Origin of the sequence: uncultured Pseudomonas sp., from assembly GCF_943846705.1 — a bacterium.
Lineage (GTDB): Bacteria > Pseudomonadota > Gammaproteobacteria > Pseudomonadales > Pseudomonadaceae > Aquipseudomonas.
On sequence record NZ_OX044366.1, the window covers coordinates 3,806,163 to 3,831,538 of the forward strand.

21 protein-coding genes are annotated in these 25,376 nt (G+C 60.4%); 6 read left to right on the plus strand and 15 right to left on the minus strand.

Features of this window, described 5'->3' with window-relative positions:
* Positions 1-36: 36 nt before the first annotated feature.
* From Q0V31_RS17680 to Q0V31_RS17690, 3 genes are all read right to left on the minus strand, one after another.
* Positions 37-1,227 (minus strand): acyl-CoA dehydrogenase family protein, encoded by a 1,191-nt coding sequence (locus Q0V31_RS17680; RefSeq protein WP_298189954.1) that lies wholly within the window; start codon positions 1,225-1,227, stop codon positions 37-39.
* Positions 1,228-1,373: 146 nt separating this feature from the next.
* Complete coding sequence (locus Q0V31_RS17685) at positions 1,374-3,035, minus strand: methyl-accepting chemotaxis protein (protein WP_298189956.1); 1,662 nt, start codon at positions 3,033-3,035, stop codon at positions 1,374-1,376.
* 69 nt (positions 3,036-3,104) lie between these two features.
* A complete protein-coding gene (locus Q0V31_RS17690; protein WP_298189958.1) occupies positions 3,105-4,535 on the minus strand; it encodes a coniferyl aldehyde dehydrogenase in 1,431 nt (476 codons plus the stop codon).
* A gap of 197 nt (positions 4,536-4,732) precedes the next feature.
* Between Q0V31_RS17690 and Q0V31_RS17695 the strand changes: the two genes are divergently transcribed.
* The 6 genes from Q0V31_RS17695 to Q0V31_RS17720 are packed head-to-tail and all read left to right on the plus strand — an operon-like array spanning position 4,733 to position 10,677.
* Positions 4,733-5,746, plus strand: a complete 1,014-nt coding sequence (locus Q0V31_RS17695; protein ID WP_298189961.1) for a flavin reductase — start codon at positions 4,733-4,735, stop codon at positions 5,744-5,746.
* A gap of 11 nt (positions 5,747-5,757) precedes the next feature.
* Complete coding sequence (locus Q0V31_RS17700; protein WP_298189963.1) at positions 5,758-6,531, plus strand: glucose 1-dehydrogenase; 774 nt, start codon at positions 5,758-5,760, stop codon at positions 6,529-6,531.
* Between the two features lie 13 nt (positions 6,532-6,544).
* Positions 6,545-7,336, plus strand: a complete 792-nt coding sequence (locus Q0V31_RS17705) for a fumarylacetoacetate hydrolase family protein (RefSeq protein ID WP_298189966.1) — start codon at positions 6,545-6,547, stop codon at positions 7,334-7,336.
* A 15-nt stretch (positions 7,337-7,351) separates the two neighbouring features.
* Complete coding sequence (locus Q0V31_RS17710) at positions 7,352-8,272, plus strand: acetaldehyde dehydrogenase (acetylating) (protein WP_298189968.1); 921 nt, start codon at positions 7,352-7,354, stop codon at positions 8,270-8,272.
* Positions 8,273-8,282: 10 nt separating this feature from the next.
* Positions 8,283-9,308 carry a 4-hydroxy-2-oxovalerate aldolase gene (dmpG, locus tag Q0V31_RS17715; protein WP_298189970.1) on the plus strand — a complete coding sequence of 342 codons (1,026 nt, stop codon included), beginning with the start codon at positions 8,283-8,285 and terminating at the stop codon, positions 9,306-9,308.
* A gap of 58 nt (positions 9,309-9,366) precedes the next feature.
* Entirely contained in the window at positions 9,367-10,677 is a 1,311-nt protein-coding gene (locus tag Q0V31_RS17720) for an MFS transporter (protein WP_298189972.1), read from the plus strand.
* Positions 10,678-10,721: 44 nt separating this feature from the next.
* Here Q0V31_RS17720 and Q0V31_RS17725 read toward each other — a convergent pair whose 3' ends face one another.
* From Q0V31_RS17725 to Q0V31_RS17780, 12 genes are all read right to left on the minus strand, one after another.
* Entirely contained in the window at positions 10,722-11,489 is a 768-nt protein-coding gene (locus Q0V31_RS17725) for an SDR family oxidoreductase (protein WP_298189974.1), read from the minus strand.
* A gap of 77 nt (positions 11,490-11,566) precedes the next feature.
* Complete coding sequence (locus Q0V31_RS17730; protein WP_298189975.1) at positions 11,567-13,087, minus strand: amidase; 1,521 nt, start codon at positions 13,085-13,087, stop codon at positions 11,567-11,569.
* Between the two features lie 245 nt (positions 13,088-13,332).
* A complete protein-coding gene (locus Q0V31_RS17735; RefSeq protein ID WP_298189977.1) occupies positions 13,333-14,190 on the minus strand; it encodes a cache domain-containing protein in 858 nt (285 codons plus the stop codon).
* 135 nt (positions 14,191-14,325) lie between these two features.
* Positions 14,326-15,357: a Rieske 2Fe-2S domain-containing protein gene (locus tag Q0V31_RS17740; RefSeq protein WP_298191130.1), complete on the minus strand. Its 1,032-nt coding sequence runs from the start codon at positions 15,355-15,357 to the stop codon at positions 14,326-14,328.
* Positions 15,358-15,511: 154 nt separating this feature from the next.
* Positions 15,512-16,351 (minus strand): SDR family NAD(P)-dependent oxidoreductase, encoded by an 840-nt coding sequence (locus tag Q0V31_RS17745; protein WP_298189979.1) that lies wholly within the window; start codon positions 16,349-16,351, stop codon positions 15,512-15,514.
* Positions 16,352-16,542: 191 nt separating this feature from the next.
* Positions 16,543-17,796, minus strand: coding sequence for a helix-turn-helix transcriptional regulator (locus Q0V31_RS17750; RefSeq protein ID WP_298189981.1), 1,254 nt, complete (start codon positions 17,794-17,796; stop codon positions 16,543-16,545).
* A gap of 142 nt (positions 17,797-17,938) precedes the next feature.
* Positions 17,939-19,090 carry a helix-turn-helix transcriptional regulator gene (locus Q0V31_RS17755; RefSeq protein WP_298189982.1) on the minus strand — a complete coding sequence of 384 codons (1,152 nt, stop codon included), beginning with the start codon at positions 19,088-19,090 and terminating at the stop codon, positions 17,939-17,941.
* Complete coding sequence (locus Q0V31_RS17760; protein ID WP_298189983.1) at positions 19,080-21,479, minus strand: efflux RND transporter permease subunit; 2,400 nt, start codon at positions 21,477-21,479, stop codon at positions 19,080-19,082. The genes Q0V31_RS17755 and Q0V31_RS17760 overlap by 11 nt, the downstream gene beginning before the upstream one ends.
* Positions 21,480-21,488: 9 nt before the next feature.
* Entirely contained in the window at positions 21,489-22,457 is a 969-nt protein-coding gene (locus Q0V31_RS17765; protein ID WP_298189984.1) for a YCF48-related protein, read from the minus strand.
* Positions 22,458-22,726: 269 nt separating this feature from the next.
* On the minus strand, positions 22,727-23,929 hold the full coding sequence (locus Q0V31_RS17770) for an acetyl-CoA C-acyltransferase (RefSeq protein ID WP_298189985.1): 1,203 nt from the start codon (positions 23,927-23,929) through the stop codon (positions 22,727-22,729).
* 11 nt (positions 23,930-23,940) lie between these two features.
* Entirely contained in the window at positions 23,941-24,411 is a 471-nt protein-coding gene (locus Q0V31_RS17775) for a MaoC family dehydratase (RefSeq protein WP_298189987.1), read from the minus strand.
* A 175-nt stretch (positions 24,412-24,586) separates the two neighbouring features.
* Positions 24,587-25,372, minus strand: coding sequence for an SDR family oxidoreductase (locus Q0V31_RS17780; protein ID WP_298191132.1), 786 nt, complete (start codon positions 25,370-25,372; stop codon positions 24,587-24,589).
* Positions 25,373-25,376: the final 4 nt, after the last annotated feature.

Below are 25,376 nucleotides of genomic sequence, written 5' to 3' on the forward strand. Positions count from 1 at the left end.
AACCGCCGCCAGCCAATGGGCTGACGACGGCCTGCGTCAAACGTATGGATCGGGATTGGGCAGGCCAAGCTGCACAGTGCCAAAGGCCCGGGCGAAGGCAGCTACGTTGTTGGAGATATGCCCGCGCGCCTGGTGCAGGTCACGGAAGATGCGCGCCACGGGGTTGGTGTTGTAGAGACCCGAGGCGGCCATGCAACGTAAGATCTGGTCGGCCTTTTCGGCGCAGATATTGGTTACATGGGCCGATTGATAGCGGTACAGCAGGCGGGTTTCCACATCGGGAAACTCGTCACGCTGGGCCAGATCCATGAGGTGATCAAAGTTGCGCTCCAGCACCAGCTTGAGCTGATCCAGGGTCAGGGTCGCGTCAGCCACCACTTCCTGGGCCAACGGGTCTTCAGCGGTCTTCGCGCCATGCTTGCCGATATGCTGAGCGGCGTTCGCACGAAACTCATTGATCGCCCCCTGCAAGGCCCCCAAGCAGGAACTGGACACCGCACGGGTAAATACCTGAGCAAAGGGAATGGCGTACAGCGGGCTGGTGTTGACCAACCGCCCTGGGGTCGCCTCCATGCTGGTGTTGTTGGTGCGCTGCACGCGATGCAACGGCACGAAGGCGTCCTCCACCACAATATTGTGGCTACCGGTGCCACGCAGGCCCAGTACGTCCCAGTTACGTTCGATGCGGTAATCACTCAACGGCACCAGGAACGTGCCATGTTCAGCGCCCTCGCCATTGGCATCAGGCGGAATGATGCCGCCCAGCAAGGTCCATGTGCAGTGCTCGCTGCCGCTAGAGAAGCCCCAACGACCACTGATGCGGTAACCGCCCTCCACCGGCGTCACCTTGGCCACCGGCATGTAGGTGGAGCCCAACAGCGTATCGGTGTTTTCTCCCCACACGTCTTGCTGGGCCTCCAGCGGATAGCGCGCCAGCTGCCAGGGATGCACACCCATAACCCCATAAATCCAGGCGGTGGACATGCAGCCTTCGGCCAGGGTCATCTGAATATCGAAGAAGGCACGCGGATCGAGCTCAAAGCCGCCAAAGAGTTTGGGCTGCATGGCGCGAAAGAACCCTGCCTCCTGCATATCGGCGATGGTTTCGAGTGGGATTTTCTGCTCCCGATCAGCTTGTTCAGCTCGCGCCCTCAGGGCCGGAATCATCTGCCGCGCACTTGCCAACAGTTCAAGTTCTTTTTCGCATCGCTCGCGAGTGATACCCATCTTTTGGTCCTCCAGAGACTCTCGGCAGCGCCCATGCGCGCGGCTGATCTAATTATCTGGAGCGAACCTTGAGTACTCATCGTCAAAGCGGACTATGGGACGAAGCAGTTGCAAAAATGTGCGCAGGCGATGCGCACACCTTAGGTTCAGGCCGTTCTGAACTGCTGCGCCATGCGCTCCAGTTCACCGGCCAGGCATTGCAGTTCGGCAGCAGCCGAGGCGCTCTGGGCCGCACTGCCGGACATTTCCTGGACACCGCTGGAGACCCCCTCGACACGCACGGCAATCTCCCGGGTAGCGGCTGACTGCCCCTTGAGCACCGCGGTGATCTCATTCACCGCGACAATCACCTCGCCGGTGCCGGCGCGGATCTGCACCAAGGAGCTGTCAGCCTGATGCGCCAATTCAACCCCCACCCGCACCCGCTCCACCGTTTGCTGCAAACCCGCCGCCACCGCACGGGTGCTGCCCTGCACCTGCTTGACCGTGGCGGCGATTTCCAGGGTAGAGCGCGAGGTGCGCTCAGCCAGCTGTCGCACCTCTGCCGCCACCACGGCAAAGCCTCGGCCCATTTCGCCGGCCCTGGCTGCTTCGATAGCCGCGTTCAGCGAAAGCAAGTTGGTTTGTTCAGCCACCTCGTTGATCACCTGAATAACGCTGCCAATCTGTAGCGAAAAACGCTCCAGTTCTTGCATTTGTTCGGCGGTCAGCTGGACCGCCTCGGCGATCTCGGTCATCTCCACGGTCATACGCTGGATCAACGCTTCACTCTGACTGGAGCGCACAGCGGCCTGCTCGGTGATCTTACGCGTCGATTCGGCATGACCGCCCACCTCGTCGATCGACACTGACAGCTGCTCCACCGCCGAGGACATACTGATCACCGCATCGGACTGCTGCTGCGCCATCCGTGATGCGCCATCGGACAACGCCGACAGGCGCACCGAGGAACTGCCAAGCAGCCTCACCTGTTCATGCACACCGCCAATCAGTTGCCTTAAGTTGGCCTGCATGCGGGAAAAGCCTGCCAACAGGTCAGCAATTTCATCGCGCCCAGTGATCCGCACATCACCGCTTAGATCACCACCGGCAATCGCCCGCACGTGCGTCGACACGGTACCGAAACCACTGCGCAAACGCGCCAAGGTAAGCACCCCGGTAATACTGCCAAGTACCAGCCCGACAATTGCCAGGGTCAGATAAATGCCGAGCGTCAGCCGATAACGCTGCTCGGCCAACACAAACGCCGCCTCGGCCTTCTGCTGCTGGTGAGCCCGCAGCTCACCCAGCGTGACCCGCGCCAGCCGCCCTTCCTCGGCGCCAAGCTGAAGGAAGGCGCGCATGCCGTTGACGCCAAAGTCCTCAATCTCCAGCAGCGCCAACATGGCATCCAGGTCTTCCAGCCAGAGCTGATAATGCGCTTCGAATTTCGCCACCAACTCCTGTTCCTGGACATCCAGCGAGCGCTGACTGAAGAACGCGCGCAGCTGTTCAATTTTCACGCTATTGGCGCGAATTTCATCCAGGTAGAAGGACATAGCCCGATCATGGGCGATGGACAGTTTGCCGGCGGGATCATATTGAAAGGCGATGAGTACGAGTCGCCGATTATCATCCAGCAGATGCTCGATCTCGGTGGTCCGGCTGATCACCGACAATTGCTCGGCCTGCACCGCACGCAGACTGTCACGGGACGATTGCAGCCCGTACCAACCCAAGGCCACCGCCAGGTAGAACAACACACTCGCAAGCCCGGCCCAGAGCAACAGGCGAGCGGCAATACTCATACGCAAATGCACTCGAGGCATAAAACGGCTCCCAGCCAGGCACGCGCAGCTGCCCCGTTCCGGGCAGCTACGCAGAAGAGCAAGAAAGGATCAGCGGGTGATTTGCGACTGCATTACGCCAGTGAAGCCGGCGTGGTACGGCGGCAACATGCCCCACTCTGCGCGCGGATCGGCGGCCGCCGCTTTGTACACGGTGCGCACATGACTGAACTCGAGAAAGCCCTCACGCCCATGGTAACGGCCCATACCCGAAGCGCCGACGCCGCCGAACGGAGCGGTTTCCATAGCTGCATGCATCAACGCATCGTTAATGCTTACGCCGCCGGACAAGGTATGCCCCAGCACCTGATCCTGCTCGGCCTGATCGCTACCGAAGTAATACAGCGCCAGCGGTCGTTCGCCTTGATTGATCTCTTCGAGCACATGGCGAATATCTGAGTAACCGAGCACCACCAGCGCAGGGCCAAAGATCTCTTCGCGCATGATGCCGCTGCTCAGCGGCGGGTTAATCACCAGGCTCATCGGCCGCTTGCGCTGCTGGGCATCAAAGGCCACATCAGGGCACTGCACCACCTCTACGCCCAGCTCGCGCACCTCGGCGAGATAGCCATCCAAACGCTGCAGGTGGCGCTGATTGACGATGCTGACCAGATCCGGGTTGTCCGCAACGCTGGGGTATAGGCCACTGAAGGCTGCACTGAACTGACGAACAAATTCCTCGCACTGCGCCGCAGGCACAAATACCCGATCCGGCGAGATGCAAATTTGCCCAGCGTTGATGCCCTTCGCGATCGCCAACCGGCGCGCGGCTTCGCCGATATCGGCACTGGCGCCGATAACCACTGGCGATTTACCGCCCAGCTCCAGGGTCACCGGAACCAGATGTTCCGCCGCGCGGCGCATGATATCGCGCCCGACTTCGGTACTGCCGGTGAACACCAGGTGATTGAACGGCTGACTGGCGAATGCCTGCCCCACCTCGACACCGCCGGTGATGATCGCCAACTCCAGTGGGTCGAAACGCTGATCGATCAATTGCGCCAGCAGCGCGGCAGTGCGCGGGACAATCTCGGAAGGTTTGAGCACCGCCCGGTTGCCTGCGGCGAAGGCACAGGCCAGCGGGCTCAACAAGGTAAACAGCGGGGCATTCCAGGTGCCGATGATGCCGACACTGCCCTTGGGCTGGTATTGCACCCACGCCTCTGCGCCCATCTGATCATAGGGCGAGAATACCTGGCGCGGCTCATTCGGCATCCACTCACCGAGATGGTCACGGGCGTGCTTGAGTGAAGCCAGCGAGCCCAGCACATCGTTCATCAAGCCAAAGCCCGGGTGGCGCCCACCGAAGTCCGCGTCCATCGCCTCGGTCAGCGCCTGATGGTGATCCACCAGCAGGTCGATTACCGCCTGGATGCGCTCCCGACGCAGCTCGGCACTGACCGGCCCCTGCTGGTCAAAAGCGAGGCGCTGGGCAGCAAGTAATGGCGGGAGTTGATCAATCGATTGCAGGTGGGCGCGCATGCAGCGGTCTCCTTATTGCCTATCCGGCCTGTTCAGGCGTTATTTTTCTAATGTGCTGCACGATAGACAGCCTCCCCACACCTCACCTCGTCCATACAGACCAGTAGACCCGGAGCGCGTTAGTCCATAGAGACGATGACCGCTAATTTGCCCCAGCAAATACTGGATTCACTGAACCTGGACGAGACGAGGCAGATATGAATGCTCAGGCAAGTTTCAACCCCAAGGCGTTCCGCGACGCCCTGAGTACCTTCACCACGGGCGTGACCATCATCACCACTCGCGGCGCCGATGGCTTACCTGTTGGCATCACGGCCAACAGCTTCAACTCGGTGTCGCTCGACCCGCCGTTGGTGCTATGGAGCCTGGCCAAATCCGCCTACAGCCTGGAAGCGTTCTCTAACACCAAGCACTGGAATGTACACGTGCTGTCGGTGGAACAGGAGCCTCTGTCCGGACGCTTCGCCTCTCGCGGCGAAGACAAGTTCGCCGGTATCCAGCTGGACCGCGGTATCAACGATATTCCCCTGTTGCACAACTGCACGGCGCGCTTTCAGTGCCGTACCGCCTTTATGTACGAAGGTGGCGACCACCTGATCTTCGTCGGCGAGGTGCTCAGCTTCGACAAAAGCCAGCTGCCGCCGCTGGCGTTTCAGAGCGGCCAATATGCACTGACCGCGCGCAAGCCCCACGAAGGCGTGCGCCTGTCACAGATTGAGCAAGTTGCCCCCGAATGCAGCTACACCGAAGACCTGCTGGGCTATCTGGTTGGGCGAGCGCATTACCAACTGGTCGCGTTTCTACGCACCCTGCTGAGCAACCACAAGCTCGATGAACATGCGTTCTTCGTGCTCTCGGTACTGAGCATCCAGAACAATCTGACGCTGAAGCAGATCAACCACTTCGTCGCCTACACCGGGCGTGAGGTGACGATGTCGATGCTGCTGTTCCTGCAGAAGCAAGGCTACATCGTGGTCGACGAGCAGTCCGGCGAACAGTGTTTCATTCTCACCGGGGAAGGCCGCGAGGTCTCACTCGAGCATGTCGCCCTGGCCAAGGCGGTCGAGGAAGACGTCACCGAGAAGCTCGGCAGCGGCGACACTCTGGCACTGAAGATCCTCCTCAAGCGCCTGATCCAGGTCACCGACCCCGGCCTGCCCGACCTTTGGGCGACTGAAAACCCACCCCTGAATAAACACCTAAAGGGTTAAGGAACACCAGCATGTCTCTATTAGAACGTTTCACGCTGCAGGGTAACGTGGCGCTGATCACCGGTGCAGGTAAAGGCATTGGCAAGGCCATTGCACTGGCCTATGCCGAAGCGGGTGCCAGCGTGGTCTGCGCGGCCCGTACCCTGGCCGACGTGGAAGCCGTGGCCGAGCAGATTCGCCAGCAAGGCGGTCAGGCCATCGCAGTATCCTGCGACGTCAACGATCCCGCCCAGCGCGAGGCGGCGGTCGCACGCACGCTGGAGGCCTTTGGCAAAATCACCCACCTGGTCAACAACGCCGGTGGCGGCGGCCCCAACAGCCCGTTAAAGCTGAGCTGGGAAGAATTCGACCGCTCGCTGCACTTCAACGTCACCAGCGCCTACCACCTGATCCAGCTCTGTGCGCCGCACATGCTCGAGACCGGCCAGGGCAACATCATCAACATCACTTCAGGTGCCGCGCGCTACATCCAGCGCAACTTCAGCCGCTACGCCGCAGCCAAGGCAGCACTGACCCACCTAGGGAAAATGCTGGCCCAGGACTTCGCGCCGCTGATCCGCATCAACGCCATTGCGCCCGGGCCGATTATGACCGACGCCCTGGCCGGGGTGATGACCGACGAAATCCGCCAGATCATGGAAAAGAACACTCCGCTGCGCACGCTCGGCGAAGTCGAGGATATCGCCGCCGCGGCCCTGTACCTGGCAACCCCCGCCTCGAAATGGGTGACGGGCAAAGTCCTTGAGGTCGACGGCGGCGCCGAAACCAGCGTTTTCCCCACCTGAACGGAACTGAATAATGGATGACCACCTGATCAAGGCCCTGGGCGATGAACTGTATGCAGCCTTAAGTTCGCGCAAGGCCGTGCCGCCACTGACCAGCCGTTACACCGAGCTGACGCTGGACGCTGCCTACCGCATTTCCCTGCAGTTCCTCAGCCGTCGCCAGGCCATGGGCGAAAAGGTAATCGGCAAGAAGATCGGCGTAACCAGCAAGGCCGTGCAGGACATGCTCAATGTGCACCAGCCCGACTTCGGCTTCCTCACCGATCGCATGCAGGTCAGCGATGCCAGCAGCGTCAGCCTGGCCGAACACCGTCTGATTGCACCGCGGGCCGAAGGCGAAATCGCCTTTATCCTGGGCGAAGACCTGAGCGGCCCTGGCATCACCGCCAGTGATGTGCTGGCCGCCACCGAAGCGGTGGCACCGTGCTTCGAGATCGTCGACTCACGCATTGCCAACTGGCAAATCCGCATCGAAGACACCGTTGCCGACAATGCTTCATGCGGCGTATTCGCCCTGGGCGAGGCGCGTATCGACCCACGCCAGGTGGACCTGGCAAGCGTCGAGCTAAAGATGCTGCTTAACCGCCAGCCAGCGGGCAGCGGCTTGGGCTCGGCGGTACAGGGCCACCCCTGCACGGCAGTGGCCTGGCTGGCCAATACCCTGGGCGAACTGGGCATTCCATTCCGCCGCGGCGAAATCATTTTGTCCGGTGCGCTGGCACCACTGGTACCGGTCGTCGCCGGCGACCACATCGAGATGCATATCAGCGGTCTGGGAAGTGCCAGCCTGCGTTTCACTGACTAACGTCCGGAGAACCCCATGAGCAAAAAGATCCGTTGCGCCCTGATCGGGCCAGGCAATATCGGCACCGACCTGCTGTACAAATTGCTGCGCAGCGACGTGCTGGAGCCGGTCTGGATGGTCGGCATCGACCCCACCTCCGAAGGCCTGAAGCGCGCCGAAGAAATGGGCCTGAAGGTCACCAGCGACGGCATCGACGGACTGCTGCCGCACGTGCGCGAGGACGATATCCGCATCGCCTTCGATGCCACCTCGGCTTATGTGCACGCCGAAAACAGCCGCAAGCTCAATGAGCTGGGCGTGCTGATGATCGACCTCACGCCAGCGGCCATCGGCCCCTACGTCGTCCCGTCTGTAAACCTTGAGCAATATGCCAGCGAGGCGATTCTCAACGTCAACATGGTGACTTGCGGCGGCCAGGCGACCATCCCCATGGTCGCCGCAATTTCCCGCGTGCAGTCGGTGGAATACGGCGAGATCGTGGCCACCGCTGCCTCGCGCTCGGTCGGCCCCGGCACGCGGAAGAACATCGACGAATTCACCCGCACCACTGCCAGCGCCATCGAGAAGGTCGGTGGCGCGAAGAAAGGCAAGGCGATCATCGTCATCAACCCGGCCGAACCGCCGTTAATCATGCGCGATACCGTCCACTGCCTGACCACCGACACCCCGGATCAAGCCCGCATCACCGACTCCATTCACAGCATGATCGCCGAGGTGCAGAAGTACGTACCCGGCTACAAGCTGGTCAACGGCCCGGTGTTTGACGGCAACCGCGTCTCGGTCTTCATGGAGGTCGAAGGGCTGGGTGACTTCCTGCCTAAATACGCCGGCAACCTAGACATCATGACCGCCGCAGGTGCCCGCACCGCCGAGCTGTTCGCCGAGAAAATGCTCGATGGCAGCTTCAACCCCGCCGCCATCAGTGCCAACATTTAAGGAGCCGTCCATGAACCTGCAAGGCAAAAGCATCACTCTGCATGACATGACCCTGCGTGACGGCATGCACCCCAAGCGCCACCAAATCAGTTTGGAGCAGATGCAAGGCATCGCCCAAGGCCTGGATGCCGCCGGCATTCCGCTGATCGAAGTGACCCACGGCGACGGCCTCGGTGGCAGCTCGGTGAACTACGGTTTCCCCGCGCACACCGACGAGGAGTACCTGCAGGCAGTCGTGCCGCTGATGAAGAAGGCCAAGGTATCCGCCCTGCTGCTGCCCGGAATCGGCACCATTGATCATCTGAAAATGGCCCACGAGATCGGCGTAAACACCATTCGCGTGGCCACGCACTGCACCGAGGCCGACGTTTCCGAGCAGCACATCACCCTAGCCCGCAAGCTTGAGATGGACACCGTGGGCTTTTTGATGATGGCGCACATGAACAGTCCAGAAGGTCTGGCCGAACAGGCCCGGCTGATGGAAAGCTATGGCGCCAACTGTGTGTACATCACCGACTCCGCCGGCTACATGCTGCCCGAAGATGTCAGCGCCCGGATCAGCGCCGTGCGCCAGGCTTTGCAACCAGGCACCGAAATCGGCTTCCATGGTCACCACAACCTGGCCATGGGTGTTGCCAACTCGATTGCCGCAGTCGCCGCCGGTGCCACCCGGATCGATGCCGCCGCTGCCGGCCTGGGCGCCGGGGCCGGCAATACGCCGATGGAAATCCTTGTCGCGGTCTGTCAACGCATGGGCATTCACACCGGAGTGGACATTTTCGCCATTCAAGATGTGGCCGATGATCTGGTGGTGCCGATCATGGACTTCCCCATCCGCAGCGACAAAGACGCTCTGACTATGGGCTATGGCGGGGTCTATGGCTCCTTCCTGCTGTTTGCCAAGCGCGCCGAGAAAAAGTACGGCGTGCCCGCACGCGAAATTCTCGTCGAGATGGGCCGCCGCGGCATGGTCGGCGGCCAGGAAGACATGATTGAGGATACTGCTCTGACCCTGCTTAAACAGCGCCAAGTCTGAAACCTAGCACCGGCAGCAACCGCTGCCGGTGATTTTGCTGCCAGGGAGGAAACCCATCATGTCAGTCGTTGAGGACAGGGGCGGCAAGAGCAGTAATGCGTTGTTAGCCCTGCTGGTAGGCGGGTATGCGAGCATCTTCCTTGGCCGGCAAATCATGGCGGTGATGATTGAGCCGATCAAGCTGGATTTCGGCGTCAGCGATACCGCCATGGGGCTAATTTCCGGGCTGGCCTTTGCCGGCATCTATGCCCTCATGGGGCTACCGGCCGGACGCCTGGCCGACCGCCACAGCCGAGTCAGGCTGCTGGCACTCTGCACCGCACTGTGGTCACTGGCCACCCTGCTCTGCGGCTTTGCCGTCAGTTTTTACCTGCTGGTTATTGCCCGCATGCTGGTGGCCATCACCGAAGCGCCGGTAACACCGGCCTCGCTGTCGCTGATCGCCGACCTGTATCCACCACGCAACCGTTCGCTGGCAATCAGCTTCTTCACGGCCGCACCGACTATTTCGGCAATTGTCGGGCTGAGTCTGGGCGCGTGGGTGATTGATCAGTACGGCTGGCGTAGCGGTTTCTACATCGTCGCCACACCACCATTACTGGTATCCATGCTGCTGGCCATGCTGGGTCGTGAACCGCACCGTGGACGCTACGATGGCGTGCAACAGCGCCCCGCAGCGAAGCAAAACCTGTGGCAGTCGGCTCGCCAACTGCTCGGTAACCCACATTACTGCAAGCTGGTAGCCGCCTGCGCGCTGTTCAGCTTCAGCGGCTTCGCCTTCGCCATGTGGAATACCACGTTTCTGATCCGCTCCCACGACTTGTCCCTGCAGAATGCCGGCATCCTCGCCGGTGTCGTGACCGGGATAAGCGCCGCACTGGGCGGGGTATTCAGCGGCTGGTTGACCGACCGCTTGAGCGTGCAAAGCCAGGCCTGGCTCCTGGGTATCCCTCTGGTGGGCCAGAGCATCGCCTTGATCTGCCTGCTGCTTTATATACTGTGGCCGCAAGGCATCGCGCTGCAGATTGGCTCGTTGCAAGTGCCGACTGCCATGTACTGGTGTGCCCTGATGGGTTTTTTTACCATGTGGTGGGTAGGCCCCTGTTTCAACCTGCTGACGCAACTGGTCAGCCCCTGGCAGCGGGCCACCGCAATCGCCTTACAGACCATCTGCACCACCCTCGCGGGGGTCGGTCTTGGCCCGCTGGTGACCGGTGTGCTGAGCGATCTGCTCCTGCCCTGGAGCGGTAACGAATCACTGCGTCACGCGCTGCTGCTGGTGCACCTCAGCCTGCTATTACCGCTGATCCTGCTGGTGCAGCTCTACCGACAGCAGGCCTTCGCCCCACCCCACTTCGCCGAACAGTAATAAAAAAGCCCTGCATATGCAGGGCTTTTTCGTTTCTGGAGGACTCAGAAGCGGCCTGGGCGCATCATCGCATCCATGCCGCCATCGACGAAGACCACAGTGCCGTGCATAAAACTGGCCTGGGGCGACAGCAGAAAACGGATCGCCTCGGCCAGTTCCTGCGGCTGGCTGCCGCGACCCAGTGGCGCAACAAAATTGCGGGTGGCCTCACCGTACCGTGGGTCTTCGGTGGAAGCCTTGTACAGCGGCGTTTCGACCACGCCCGGCGCCACCACATTGAGGCGCACGCCATTTTTCGCCCAATCGTGCACCAGACGGCGGACCAATACACTGACCGCATATTTGGAACCGGCATAGGCCATGCTCGGCTGATTGGCCTGATTGGCCGCTTCAATGGCCGCAGCCTCATCACCGGCCAGCATCAGCTCAACGATCGGTTGTTGGTCAGCGCCAGGCTGCACCCCGGCGACAGAGCCAACCACCACGGCAGACGGCTGAGTCCCCTTGCTGAGTGCTGGCACCAGCCCTTGCAGTAGGCTGCTGACGGCAAAATAGTTGACCGCCAGAATCAGCCCGCAACTGGGCGCAGTGACACCAACACCGGCACACAAGACCACATGGTCCAGCACGCCATTGCAGCGTTCAAGGGCCTCGGAAACCGCCTGCTGGCGGCCCTCCGGGGTGGAAAGATCGACGTTGATGTCACTGTTGGCGCGATCAATACCGATCACACGATGGCCGGCCTCGGATAATTGCAGGCACAGGGCGGCGCCGATGCCGGAGGCAGCACCCGTAACGACTGTTGTGGGCATGATGAAACTCCTTTGCTGAGGTATTACCTGCAGGCTGATCGTTTATCGAGCAGCCCGGGATCGATTCTGCTTTGGTTTCAAATCGGCGGCAGCCGGTCGAACCACGGACGCGCCTGCTCCAGCTGGCCGGCCAGGCTCAACAGGGTATGCTCGGCGCCGAAGCGTGCGGCGAACATCACGCCCACTGGCAAGCCTTCGCCACTCCAGTACAGCGGGACCGACATGGCGGGCTGTCCGGTGAAGTTGTACAGCGAAGTAAACGCCGAACTGCGGGTGGCCAAGGGGCCGAATTCCTTCAGCGGCAGGTCCATGTCCACCACGCCCAGCAAAGGTGGCGCCCAGGTCATCGTTGGGCTGAGGATCAGGTCGTAGTCCTTCATGAAGCGGGCCATATCACGCCCGGTTTGGCGCAGCACTTGCAGAGCCTCCATGTACTCCACTGCACTGACCTTGCGCCCCCAGTTGAGCATTTCCATGTTCACCAATTCTAGGTCGTCGGCGCTCACCGCCCGGCCCAGCTGCGCTTCGCGCAGGGCAATACGCTCGGCCAGGCTAACCACGCTGAGGGTACCCGAAGCCTGCATAGCGGCCGGCATATTGAGCTTGGGGACTGCGTCTACCACCTCATGCCCCAGCTCAACACACAGCCGCGCGGCATCTTCCAGGGCATCCAGGCAGACCTGCTCCACCGGCATCGCCAGCAGCGGCTGACGCATCATGGCGATACGCAGGCGACCCGGCGCTTGCTGCACCTTGGCCAGGTAAGAACCGTGCTCGACACCGTCGAATTCACGCCCGGGGTTCTTCCAGGCCATTGCATCAAGCAGCGCCGCCGAGTCACGCACGCTGCGACTGACGACATGTTGCGCCGACAAAAAGTTACGGGCACCCGCTTCGTCACTGCCGATCGGCACCAGGTCGCGGCTTGGTTTGATACCGAACAAGCCGCAAGAGGACGCCGGCAGGCGGATCGAGCCACCGCCATCGCTGGCATGTGCCACTGGCATAATGCCGGCGGCCACTGCCGCCGCCGCGCCGCCGGAAGAACCACCGGCGCTGTGCTTGAGATTCCAGGGGTTGTGCGTATCACCGAACAATTTGCCTTCGGTTGACGGGTTGTTACCAAACTCAGGGCTGTTGCTCTTGCCGAAGATCACCAGTCCGGCCTTGCGCGCGCTGCGGACATAGGGGTCGTCCGTGGTCGCCTTGGCGTCGCGGAAGAAGCGCGAGCCGTGCGTGGTCACCGTATCCGCCATGCTCACGCCCAGATCCTTGAGCAGGAACGGTACGCCACGGAATGGCCCGTCAGGAATGCCCGAGGCCACCAGCTGGCGTGCCGCATCATAGTGCCGGGTGACCACTGCATTGATCTGCGGGTTGACCAGCTCAGTGCGCTGGATCGCCAGCTCCAGCAATTCTTCGGCACTGACCTGGCCGTCGCGCACCAAGCGCGCCAGTTCCAGGGCATCGCAACGCCGATACTCAGCAAAACTCATGCCGCTCGCTGCCATGGCCGACGGCGCGCGTAAACTTAACGCCAGGCCCGCGGCCAGGCAGGCAGAGCCTTGCAGAAAGTGCCTTCGTTTGATGCCAGACATCGGGGCTTCCTCACTTTTGTTATTAGATTTGTAACGCTTGTGCGCGCCCCGTTGTACGAGCGCAGCGCCTCGCACAACGGCGTGTGCAAACACGAGCTGGGACGATATAAACCGCCAACAGAGGATTAATCGTGGGCGTGGCTGTTCTCCAGCGGCTGTCTAGCGGCGGCGACAAACCAAGCACTGCTGCATAGCCATTGCCTGCGCTGCAGGACTGCTGCGCAGGCTCAGTTATATCGCTTAGGCTACTCGTCGGGGTCGCTGTACCAACCTACCATCACCAGATAGCGGCCCACCCGCTGGATCAGCGCGGTCTTGTTCTCCACCTTCTGGGTAACCGGGTTGCGCCAGCGATAAGCGAATTCGCCCGTATCGCGTCCCTTCATCTGCGCCAGGAGCGGCGCACCCAGCGGTTGGCCAGCATGGTCTTCGAGAGTGTCGAAGCGGCTACCAACCAGCCCATGGTTATTACCATGGGCAACGAAGCGGCGGCTGTCGCTGTCGATAACGAACGGGTAGATGTCATCCCGGTAGAACTGCGAATCGAGATTATTGATCTGACCGATGGTCTGTTTCGCGTCATCGGCCAACGCGGCTACCACACGCTGCAACATGTTGTGTGCTTCGGCAGAATCGGCTCGGGGCTGGTAATAGCCGACCCCCAGGATATGCTGGTCAAATACGCGATAGAAGGCTTTCTTGCGCTCCACACGACCCTGACGCCAATTGATCCAACGGTACTCGCCCACCTGGATTTCATTGGCCGCCGGCTGTGCGAGGACAGACTGATAAACGGCTCGCAACTGATCATCGAGCAGCGGCGAAACATCCCGACCAATCAGCTGCCGCGAAGGGCCGCCACTGGCGAGCATAATGCCGTCGCGGTCCACCACGAATACATACAGATCATCCTCGGTAAACTGCCCCTGGCGGCTAAAAGCCGCAAAAGATCGCTCACCCTCCTGCAAGTAATACTGTGAAGCTCGCTCGAGCAGCGCGAGAGCCTGCTGCTCATCAGCGGGCAGCGACTCGGCCTGCAGAAGGCTATGGAACAGCATGCACAGCAGCAGACAAGCTGCCAGCCCTCTTTTCCACCGTTCCATATGCGCCTCCGTATTAATACTCTATTAGCCTCTGACGTTAGCTGAACAGGCCTCCTGCCACATCGTCCGTTCGGACGTCAGAAAACCCAAAAGCCGCTCCTAAAAGAGCGGCTTCTGATCGGTGCAAGGTAAGCGTCAGGGCTTATTGACGGTGATAAATTCGCGATGCTCGGCCATCTGCGGCGGGATATCCGCCTCATTGGTGTAGAACTGCGCATACCACTCGCGCAACTGGTAAATAGGACCATCGCCCTCGGCCAGCACCGGGTTATCCACCGGCCGCTTGGTGCTCCAAATGTCTACGTCCTGGTAGAAGGAGGTGCGGTTATTTTCCACGTATTCCAGCGCCAGTTTTTCGTTCTGCTCTTCGGTCCAGCCGGGAATTTTCTTGACCAGCACTCCGAAGCGCAACTCGAACTGCCTAGGGCCTATCGGTACATGGCAGTTCAGCAGAATCGTCTCGACTGTCAGCCCGTCATATTCGGCACGCATCCGGGTGAAGTGGGTTGAAGGGCCGTAATAAGCTGACTCTGCAACCAGGTCACCACCCAGGCGCTCGGAGTCGCCATGAAACTCTTGGGTGCCAATATGCCCCTGAAAGGTGTTGCGGAAATACTTGGTCGGCGCGCCATGCACCGGACCGAAATGCTGGGCGTCGACCAGATTGTCCACCAGCTCACGCGGATGGGTGTCGATGACCATCAGATCCAAATGCCAGTCATTGTCCCACTCGTCACTGTCGATTTCCGGGAAATAGGGAATCTCGACACCTTCAGCCGGCGGCAGGCCTTCAGGGTTGTGCCAGACGAACAGCAGACGGTTGACTTCGCAGGTCAACCATTTGCGCGTTTTCGCTTTGGGTGGAATGCGCTTGCAGTAAGGGATCTCGGCACAACGCCCACTGGCATCGAAGGCCCAGTGGTGGAATGGGCAGACGACCTTGCCATCTACCAACTCGCCTTGCGACAGATCAGCCCCCATGTGTGGGCAGTAGGCATCCAGCACGGCAATTTGATTGTCCTTGCCGACAAAGCCCAACAGGCGACTGCCGAAGACATTCAAGGTGTGCAGCTTGCCATCACGAAAGGCCTCAGCCTCACCAAGACAATGCCAGCCACGGGCATAGCGATATTCTGCTGTTTCCGCCACCGACTTGACCTCGATCATCTGATTCATGAACCTAATCCTCACTGAGCGTTGTTATAGTTTTCTTCACGGCCGGCCCGCTAGAGCGGCGACGTGAATTTGCCGAAAAACCACATCCGATGTATGGCATATTCGCGCCAGCCTGAAGCAGCTACATCCCCCAGTTGGACTAGATTTAGGCGTCGCGCCAATCCGCGACTATGCCGTGCTCGAGGGCAAAGGGCTGCACGTGCACCGTGCGCTTCTGATGCAGGCCTTGCACATCATTGACCGCCAACCAGCGCATCACGGCAGCGGGCACCAGCGGCGGCGCGGAGCCGGCCCCCAGGGCCCGCACACCTGCCTCGCCAATCGTGGCTTTCAGCGCGTCGGTGGTGACCACGCCAGGATTGACCGTGTAGGTGCGCAAGCCACGGTCGCCCATTTCAGCTTTGAGGACCCCCGACAGACGCGACACGGCCGCCTTGCCGGCGGCGTAGGCATAACCCCAGCCGCCACGGTCTGCCGCCACCGGTGGATTGCTTTCACCAGCCCCAGAGGTCACGTTGATAATCACCCCCTCGCCCTGCTCCAGCATTGGTAGCACTAGCCGTTGAGTGAGCAGCACCGGCGCCAGAATATAGCCGCGGTACATGCGCTCGAGGGTATCCGCGCTTAGCTGCAGGAACGTCTGGTTGAGGTCGCTGCCCTGGTACACCGCATTATTGACCAACACATCAATACGCCCGGCCTGCTGCAGCAACAAATCAGCCGCCAGTAGCACCGAGTCAGCGTCCAGCAGGTTCATCGGAATGCACCAAGCCTGGCGCCCTAGCGCTCTGATCTCAGCAGCCACCGAGGCCAAGCTGCCCGGTAAGGACTGCCCGTCGGCCCCCGTCAGACTGTGCTCATGCTGCTGGCCATCTTCGAGCGTACGCGCACTGATGGCCACATCGAACCCGGCCTGAGCAAAGGCCAGAGCCGTTTCCCGGCCGATACCACGACTGGCCCCGGTGACCAATACCACCTTGTTCATGTTGTGTTCCCAGTGTCTGCAACCATGCGATTTTGTCGATAAGTATCGGAGGCCGCAGCATGCGACTCATCGTCTGCACAGACTAGGATTCAACAACAAGAAAGCCGCCGACCTGGAGGGTCGACGGCTGCTGTGAACGGACTGCTTAGGGACACTCTGGACGCCGTGGATTACTCCGCGACCAGCACGTGTTACGGGCGAAGGCCGCTCTGCAGGGAGCGCAGCTGAGGATGAGGAATGACCGCTGCGCGCGCACCTAACGGGGAGACATTGCCACGCCCCAAGGACACCACACTGTTAAGCATCACCCGCACCAGCTCAGCTTGCCGGCGCACACCGGTTTTGGAAAAGATCGCCCGCAGATGAGCCCGCGCAGTGTTGCGCATGATGCCCAAATTCTCCGCGGCTTCCTCCAGCGACAGGCCGTTGGCCAACTGCAGCGCCAGCACGGTTTCCGCCGGAGTGAAGTTGAACAGTTCTTTGGCAACCCGGTTGTCGACCTGGGATTTACCAACCGCATCGCGGATATACATCATCACCGCCGGCTGACCACGGCCCTCGGCCCACTCCGTGCCGGGCACTGGCTCGACCACCACCCCGAGACTGACTTGCCCAGAGGGCCGCGCAACCGAGAGTGCTTCACGGGCGCCCAGCGGTTGCGGTGCATGCTTGGAGTCGACCGCATCCCTGATTAGTTTGTGCAGCTCGCGGTTATCGCTGGGGTAGCTTGCCTCCAGCCGGGAACCTACCAGTTTGAGACCATCGGCCTGACCAAGCAGCTCGCGGGCAACATCATTCAACTGCAACACCCCACCGGCCTCATCGAGTACCAGGGTGGCCACCGAGAGACGGTTGACCGCCTCGGCATACAGGTTACCCAGCGATGCGCTGCGGCCGAGCAGGTTGTGCACATGCATGCTGCGCCGCAAATGCGGTACCAGCCGCGAACACAGCGCCTTGTCGGCCTCGGTGAATGCCTGCTGGGAATGGTTGCGGGTGATGCGAAAGCGCAACACGCCGGAGTCGATGGTGGAAATATCCGCCCCCATGACGTGGTAGATGTCGTTCAGCTTGCTGTAGTCGCGGTAATAGCTGCTGCTTTCCCACTCTTGGAAGGTCATCACGTCATCCACCGTGAATACCCGATCCGCCGGCATGTTGGAGAACGGTGTATCGCCATGCAGGTAGGGGAAGTAGGTAACCTTGCCACTGCCCTCGAGATTCCCGGCGACCAACATCAGGCCGACATCCTCGACCCCTGGAATACGCAGAATCAGCGTGACGTAATTGGCCTGAAACAGATTGCGCAACTCGTACAACGCCTCGGACAGACGCTCGTTTTCCAAGGCACCGTCATGGATAAGACCAATAACTCGATCATAGTCGTCTAGCGACAACGGTGTTTCGGACGATTCTGGATGCGCTTTTTTACTTATTGTTGTCATCGTTGCGACCTCATGCGTATAGCTTCGCTGAAGCTCAGATTTATATCGTTATCCGGCACTGCACAAGTAGACCATTTCCTCTATATGCCACTACGGGCCGCTTTGCGCGCCCATCAATAATTGCATCAAATGTTGTCCATGCTTATGGCTGACCCAGGGTTACCACACTGTTGAGGATCAACCGGACCAATTCGGTCTGACGGCGCACGCCGGTTTTCGAGAAAATCGCCCGCAGATGCGCTCTAGCAGTATTGCGCCGAATGCCTAAGGAAATGGCCGCGTCCTCAAGCGAAAGGCCGTTTGCCAGTTCCATCGCCAAAGCCGACTCCGATGGAGTAAAACCGAATACCTGGCGGGTAATGGCGGTACTGAGCAGCGGCTGGCCAACCGCATCACGGCAATAAATAACCACTGCCGGCTGGCTTTCACCCTCATCCCAATCCTGCTCCGGAACTGGCTCAACGACAATGCCAAGGCTGACCTGGCCGGACGGGCGGGCAACCGACTGTGCTTCGGCCAGAGCGATACGGCCGCTGGCCGAACTGCTCGCCGCGGCGCGGATGGCTTTATACAAACGCTTGTTGTCGCCTGGGTAGCTGGCCTCCAGACGACCACCGACAACCTTCAGGCCATCGCCAGCGGCCAGCATTTCCCGGGCGACTTGGTTGGTCTCCAACAGGTGACCATTGCCGTCGAGAATCATCGTGGCGATAGATAGCCGCCCCATGGCCTGGGCATACAGCGTGCTCAGCGAATTCTTGTGGCCCAGCAGGCTGTGAATGTGCAGCGCACGACTCATGTGCGGAATCAGCGTGTCGCACAGCGCCCGATCCGCAGCCGAGAAGTCCTCGCGGTTGGGTGCCCGGGTGACCCGAAAACGAAACACCCCACCACTGGGTGGCGTTATATCCACCCCCATCACATGGAAAACATTCTGCTGCTTACAGTACTGGAGGTAGTAATCGGACTCGCGCCAGCTCTCCACGCTCATCAAGTCGGTAACGGTAAACACCTGGTTGACCGCGCAATTGACAAAGGGCGTCGCCGAACTGGGGTAGGTGATGTAGGAGATAGTCCCCTGCCCTTCGATATCGCCAATGACCAGCATCAGACCTTTATCCGAATCCTGCGGGATACGCAGGATCAGGGTGACGTAGTTGGCCTGAAACAGCTGCTGCACCCGCGCCAGAAAACGGCTCCAGCTATGGTCGTCAATAGCGGCATCATAGAGCTCAGCCAATAGCTGATCTAAGGATGAGGCCTCCATTACCAGGCGTTGCTGGTCAGTGTGCATGGCTGTCGGTTGCAGCCTGACTGCCCGTTGCAGGTATCACTACCCGCACCAGCGGCTTGCCGCGGCTCAACCAGGAAGCCAGCGCTGGCAGCAGGAGAATCGCACCGAATACGTTGACCAGGAACATAAACGCCAGTAGCACGCCCATGTCGGCCTGAAATTTCAACGGTGCGAAGACCCAAGCCCCGACCCCCACCGACATGGTGAAGGCGGTGAACAACGCCGCAGTGCCACGCTGACACATGGCTTCATAGAAGGCCGTGCGCACGTCCTTGCCCAAGGCCAGCTCATGCTGCATACGCTCGTAGAGGTAGATACCGTAATCCACACCGACCCCCACACCCAGCGCCAACACCGGCAAGGTGGCGACCTTCAGGCCGATGCCGAACACGGCCATCACCGCGCTGCACAGGGTGGCGACAATCGCCAGCGGAATCAGCAGGCATAGCACTGCCCGTCCAGAGCGGAACGTCACCCAGCAGAACAATGCCACCGCCAGCAGCAGCGAGCCGTGCATCTGCGCCTCTGCCTGCTTGACCGCCTCGTTGGACGCCGCCATCACACCGACATTACCGCCGGCCATGTGGAATTTGACCTTGGGCTCATCGATCCGGGCAATGATGCCTTCAACCTGGTCGGTAACCCGGGCAATGGTGTCGCCCTCGTGATCGCCGAGAAACAGCAGCACCTGCATGGTCTGGCAGCCATCGACTACCAGGCCGTGAGCGTTGGTGTAGGCTCGCGAACCCGCAATCAGGCCGCGCGTAGACCCCGGGATAGCGGCCCAACGCGGATTTCCCTCATTGTTGCCGGCAATCGACACCTTGCCCATGCCCGCGACGCTGTGAACCGAACTGACCCCATCGATGCTCCGCGCATGAAAATCCAGCGACTCCACTGCACGCATCACATCGGCGTCGAGACAGGCTTCTTCGATCTTGGTTTCCATATACACCGAGAGCACATCCAGACCGATCGAGTAGCTACTGGAGATCTGGGCGTTGTCCTGGTTATAGCGTGAACTCTCGCGCAGCTCCGGCGCACCGACGCCCACGTCACCGACAATCAGCTCGCGACTCTTCCAGGCCCCAGCCACCAGCAACACCAGACTAATGGCGAACACCCCCAGCGCGGCCTTCGGCGTCGCCAGGACCGACAGACTCCACCACAGGCGGTGCTTGCCGTCAGCATTACGCCCACGCTGTTGATAGGCGCGCTTGTCCAGCTTGAGGTAGGACATGACGATCGGCAGCATCATCTTGTTGGTCACAATCATCAGCAACCCGCCGATGCACGCGGTAATACCCAGCTCATGAACGATCGGGATATCGATCAGCATGATCACGCCGAAACCCAGCGCGTTGGTGACCAGCGCCAGGGAGCCGGGGATGAAAATCTTGCAAAACGATACCTTGGCCGCCTCAAAGGAATTGTGCCCGCTGAGAATGTCTTGCTTCCAGGCGTTGGTCATCTGTACCGCGTGCGACACGCCGATGGAGAAGATCAAGAACGGCACCAGGATCGACATCGGGTCAATGCCCATGCCGATCAGCGGCAGTACCCCCAGCAGCCAGACCACCGGCACCAGCGCCACCAACAGCGCCACCACGGTTTGCACCAGCGAGCGGGAGTAGAACCACAGCATCAGCGCAGTGATGGCAAAGGCGATGACGAAGAAGCCCATCACCATATACAGCCCATCGATGACATCACCCACCAGCTTGGAAAAGCCGACGATATTGATCTCGATATTCTCGCTCTCGAAGCGTGTGCGGATCGCCTCCAGCTGGGCGGCGATCTCGGCGTAGGAAACACGCTCGCCGGTCTGCGGGTTGATTTCCTGCAACTCCGCATTAACGATCGAGGCCGAGAGGTCATTGGCGACCAGCCGCCCTATCTCGCCCGAACGTGCGGTATTACTGCGCACCTGATCGAGGTCTTCCGGCTTGCCGGCATAGTGCGGCGGGATCACTACGTCACCGACGAAACCTTCTTCGGAAATCTCGACATAACGCACATCCGGGGTGAACAACGAGCGCACGCTAGCCCGCCGCACGCCTGGAATGAAAAACACCTCATCGGTGACTTGACGCAACACGTCAAGGAACTCGGCGTTGTAGATGTCCCCCTTGCCGCGCCATTTGACGCTAACCAAAATGGTATTGGCACCACTGAAGGTTTCGCTGTAATGCAGGTAATTCTGCATATAGGGATGGCTGATGGGGATCTGCTTGTTGAAGCCTGGGTCCAGCTTGATCTGCGTGGCGCTGTAGCCCAGCCCCAGCGTAAGCAAGATGAAGATCGTGAGGAAAAACTTGCGGTGGCCCAGCAAGCCATCGGCCATGGCCTCGACGCAGCGATCTATCCAACGACGATTGTGCTTGTCCATATATCCCCCTTATTGACCGTAGACTGCGAGATAGCCGCGATCTTTTTGCAGCAGGCCACTCTGGCCAGCGACAAACAGTTCGCCATCAGGCAGTACCACTGCCGAGGTCAGGGTGCCCAAGCCCTTGAGGTAACCGGAGCCAGTAATGGCACCCTCACGCGAAAGACTGACGTAGGCACCGCCAGTCCCGACAATCACCAGGCCGGTGTCATTCATGGCGTGGCCGTACAGCGGCAGGTGGTGCCCCACATCGACCGGAGTCCAGTTCAGCCCGTCATCGCGGCTAACGAACACATGGCCGCGCATGCCATAGGAGACCCAAACCTTGTTACCCATATACGCCACACCAAATAACGAGCCGCGGTAAAACGGTTCGATACGCTGCCAGCTGACGCCGTGGTCTTCGCTGCGTAGCACAAGGCCCATCTCGCCGACCATGATCTGCATGCGCTGACCATCACCGTCCATGTCATTGAAATGTTCACCATGGGTGTCCAGCTCACGTGCCTGCCAGCTGCGGCCCTGATCGCTGGAGCTGAAAAATTTACTGAAACTGCCGTAAGCAAATATCTGCTGCCCGTCTGCGCTCCAGGTGCCCAGCAGCGGCTCGCCCTGCTCCTTATCCTGCATCAGCACGTCCCAGGTCTCACCGGCATCGTCGCTGCGCAGCAGCACCGCATCGTGACCAACCGCCAGCAGGTTATCGCCGCCCAGCCAGCTGATTCCCGTCAGAGTGGCCGCAAGCTGGTCGTCGCCATGGGTCTGGCGCCAGGTCTTGCCACGGTCGTCGCTGACCGTGATGGTGCCGCGCTCGCCTACTGCGACAATGCGCTCGCCGAACTGCACGAGATCATTGATCTGCAGGCGGGCCAGATTGAGCTGAACTTGATGACCGTTGACGTCAGCGCGCGGCGAAAAAGCGAATATCACCAACAGCGCGACGACAAGGCAGAAGGAGTAGCTAATCAATTTGCTCATGGCGCAATTTCACCCTGTGGGGGCCCTGCTCAGGCCACCTATTGTTTTTATCGATCGTCAGCTGCTCACGCCAAAGGCACAGAGGCAGCACAGAGAGTGGTTTGATGTTGGTCCAGCACTGCTAGGCGAACATCGTCCAAATGGCTTACGTGACTCACTGTGCAGGCAAAGCCTCAGGCCAGAGCGCCTGGTGTCACCCAAAAGTAGTTAAGCAGTACGCACGCAGCCCGCGTAAAGCGGGCTGCGTGGCAGGCGGGAGAGAGGGCGTATCAGTCGATTTCAAACAGGCCGGCAGCGCCCATGCCACCACCGATGCACATGGAGACCACCACGTAGCGCACACCACGGCGGCGACCTTCGAGTAGAGCATGGCCGACCATGCGTGCACCGCTCATGCCGAACGGATGACCGATGGAGATCGCACCACCGTTAACGTTCAGCCGATCGTTGGGGATGCCCAGCTCATCGCGGCAGTACAGCACCTGGCTGGCAAACGCTTCGTTGATTTCCCACAGGCCGATATCCTCGACCTTGAGGTTGAAGCGGTTGAGCAACTTGGGAATCGCATACACCGGGCCAATGCCCATTTCTTCCGGTTTGCAGCCGGCCACGGCGATTCCGCGATAGGTACCGAGTGGCTTGAGGCCGCGACGATCGGCTTCGCTACGACTCATTAACAGGCACGCTGCCGCACCATCGGAGAACTGCGAGGCGTTACCGGCGGTGATGTGCTGACCCTGCTTGATCCACTGGCCATCCTTCCACACCGGTGCCAGGCCCTGGAGACCTTCGAGGGTGGTGGAGGGACGATTACACTCGTCACGATCAGCGCTTACCTGCTCGTGGCCGTTCGGCTTGCCTTCCTTGTCGAACAGCAGCTTGTTGGCCGTCAGCGGGACGATTTCATCATCAAACAAACCGGCTTTCTGCGCGGCAGCAGTCCGCTGCTGGCTCTGCAGAGAGTACTCATCCTGTGCCGCACGAGTGATCCCGTAACGTTCGGCAACGATCTCTGCCGTCTCGATCATCGGTATATAAGCAGCAGGCGCCACTTCTATGACCGCTTCGGAGCGCGCCCGGTGGGTGTTCTTATGCTTGGTCTGGGTCAGCGACAGGGATTCGACGCCCCCACCGATGGCCACATCCATCTCACCGGTCATGATCGCCTTGGCGGCCTCGCCAATTGCCATCAACCCGGAAGCGCACATGCGATCAACCGCCATGCCCGCTACGGAGTCAGGCAGACCACCGGTGTAAGCGCACAGGCGACCGATGTTGTAGCCCTGGGTGCCCTGCTGTACCGCAGCGCCCATGATCACATCACCCACATCCGCCGGATCAATGCCGGCGCGATCGACCACGGCGCGTATCACATGCCCGCCCAATACCGGCGCTTCGGTGTCGTTGAAAGAGCCGCGAAAGGATTTGCTCAGCGCGGTACGTGCGGTGGCGACAATAACTGCTTCTTGCATGGCGTGCCTCTTCAGGAATTCGGGTTAAAGGTGTAACGGCTGATGGTGTCCACCACACAGCCGGGACGGTCGCTGCCTTTGACTTCAACGGTGACGCGCACGACTACCTGCACGGCGCCGTTGGCCAGGGTTTCGACCTGGGTAATTTCACCGTTGCCGCGAATGCTGGCACCAACCCGCACCGGGGCTGGGAAGCGCACACGGTCGCAGCCGTAGTTGACGCCCATCTGCAGGTTCTCGACGCGCATCAGTTGCGGCAGGAAGTAGTTAACCAACGACAGGGTCAGGTAACCGTGCGCAATGGTGCCGCCGAAGGGGCCTTTACTGGCCTTCTCTGGATCAACGTGGATCCACTGGTGATCACCGGTGGCGTCGGCAAAGGTATCAACGCGGTTTTGCTCGATGATGATCCACTCGGTCACGCCGAGGGACTTGCCCACTGCCTGTTCGAGGGCGGCGGCGCTGTTGAAAACCATGGTCATGCTGCTCTCCTGTTCGATCTGTGCATGGACGCGGCGTTAGCGGTTTTTCTGTCTGCAGCGAACACCACTCGGTGTCCGCTGCAGTCAAAACACCTTCAGCGGATAACCGCGCTTAAACCTTGTGCCGGCGTTAAGGCAAACGCCCGAAAATCATTCGGGGCGCTGCTGCAGCCCATCAAGCCTGCTGTGAACTGACCGGCAAGATCTCTCCAGTCATGTAGCTGGAGTAGTCACTGGCCAGGAACATCATCACGTTGGCCACCTCCCAACACTCAGCGCCCCGGCCATAGGCCTCACGCGACTCCAGCTCCTTGAGGAGCGCTTCGGGGGCTGACTTGCGCAGCATTGGATGCACGGCCAGCGAGGGGGCAACGGCGTTGATCCGCACATTGAACTCGGCGGCCTCCAAAGCCGCACAGCGGGTCAGCGCCATTACCCCAGCCTTGGCGGCGGCGTAGTGCGCCTGTTCTTTCTGTGCGCGCCAGCCAAGCACCGAGGCGTTATTAACGATGACCCCGCCTTGGCTGCGGGCCTTCATAACCTGCAGCATGTAGCGGGTCATGCGCATGGTGCCGTTCAAGGTCACATCGATGACCTTGTTCCATTCAGCATCCTCCATCTCGATCAGCGCCTTGCTTGTACCCAGCCCGGCGTTGTTGATCAGGATGTCGGTGCCCTGGAGTTTGTCTTCGGCAAAGTCGATCAGCGCGCGTACTTCAGTCTCGTCGGTGACGTTGCAGAGCTTGCCCCACACCGCCTCAAGACCCGTTTCCTGCTTGAGCTTGTCCACGGAGGCAGCCAGGCGGCCCTCATGCACATCGCTGATAACGATTGCCCGGCAACCCTCCTCCACCGCTCGGGTAGCAGCGGCAAAACCAATGCCGGCGCCTGCTGCGGCTGTGATCAGTACCGATTTGCCCTGCAGCAGGTTATGGCCGGTTACATACTCGGGATTTTTCAGATCT

Coding starts and splice junctions, on each gene's coding strand:
- Q0V31_RS17680 (WP_298189954.1), bottom strand. CDS start 1,227: ATGGGTATCACTCGCGAGCGATGCGAAAAAGAACTTGAACTGTTGGCA.
- Q0V31_RS17685 (WP_298189956.1), bottom strand. CDS start 3,035: ATGCCTCGAGTGCATTTGCGTATGAGTATTGCCGCTCGCCTGTTGCTC.
- Q0V31_RS17690 (WP_298189958.1), bottom strand. CDS start 4,535: ATGCGCGCCCACCTGCAATCGATTGATCAACTCCCGCCATTACTTGCT.
- Q0V31_RS17695 (WP_298189961.1), top strand. CDS start 4,733: ATGAATGCTCAGGCAAGTTTCAACCCCAAGGCGTTCCGCGACGCCCTG.
- Q0V31_RS17700 (WP_298189963.1), top strand. CDS start 5,758: ATGTCTCTATTAGAACGTTTCACGCTGCAGGGTAACGTGGCGCTGATC.
- Q0V31_RS17705 (WP_298189966.1), top strand. CDS start 6,545: ATGGATGACCACCTGATCAAGGCCCTGGGCGATGAACTGTATGCAGCC.
- Q0V31_RS17710 (WP_298189968.1), top strand. CDS start 7,352: ATGAGCAAAAAGATCCGTTGCGCCCTGATCGGGCCAGGCAATATCGGC.
- dmpG (WP_298189970.1), top strand. CDS start 8,283: ATGAACCTGCAAGGCAAAAGCATCACTCTGCATGACATGACCCTGCGT.
- Q0V31_RS17720 (WP_298189972.1), top strand. CDS start 9,367: ATGTCAGTCGTTGAGGACAGGGGCGGCAAGAGCAGTAATGCGTTGTTA.
- Q0V31_RS17725 (WP_298189974.1), bottom strand. CDS start 11,489: ATGCCCACAACAGTCGTTACGGGTGCTGCCTCCGGCATCGGCGCCGCC.
- Q0V31_RS17730 (WP_298189975.1), bottom strand. CDS start 13,087: ATGTCTGGCATCAAACGAAGGCACTTTCTGCAAGGCTCTGCCTGCCTG.
- Q0V31_RS17735 (WP_298189977.1), bottom strand. CDS start 14,190: ATGGAACGGTGGAAAAGAGGGCTGGCAGCTTGTCTGCTGCTGTGCATG.
- Q0V31_RS17740 (WP_298191130.1), bottom strand. CDS start 15,357: ATGATCGAGGTCAAGTCGGTGGCGGAAACAGCAGAATATCGCTATGCC.
- Q0V31_RS17745 (WP_298189979.1), bottom strand. CDS start 16,351: ATGAACAAGGTGGTATTGGTCACCGGGGCCAGTCGTGGTATCGGCCGG.
- Q0V31_RS17750 (WP_298189981.1), bottom strand. CDS start 17,796: ATGACAACAATAAGTAAAAAAGCGCATCCAGAATCGTCCGAAACACCG.
- Q0V31_RS17755 (WP_298189982.1), bottom strand. CDS start 19,090: ATGCACACTGACCAGCAACGCCTGGTAATGGAGGCCTCATCCTTAGAT.
- Q0V31_RS17760 (WP_298189983.1), bottom strand. CDS start 21,479: ATGGACAAGCACAATCGTCGTTGGATAGATCGCTGCGTCGAGGCCATG.
- Q0V31_RS17765 (WP_298189984.1), bottom strand. CDS start 22,457: ATGAGCAAATTGATTAGCTACTCCTTCTGCCTTGTCGTCGCGCTGTTG.
- Q0V31_RS17770 (WP_298189985.1), bottom strand. CDS start 23,929: ATGCAAGAAGCAGTTATTGTCGCCACCGCACGTACCGCGCTGAGCAAA.
- Q0V31_RS17775 (WP_298189987.1), bottom strand. CDS start 24,411: ATGACCATGGTTTTCAACAGCGCCGCCGCCCTCGAACAGGCAGTGGGC.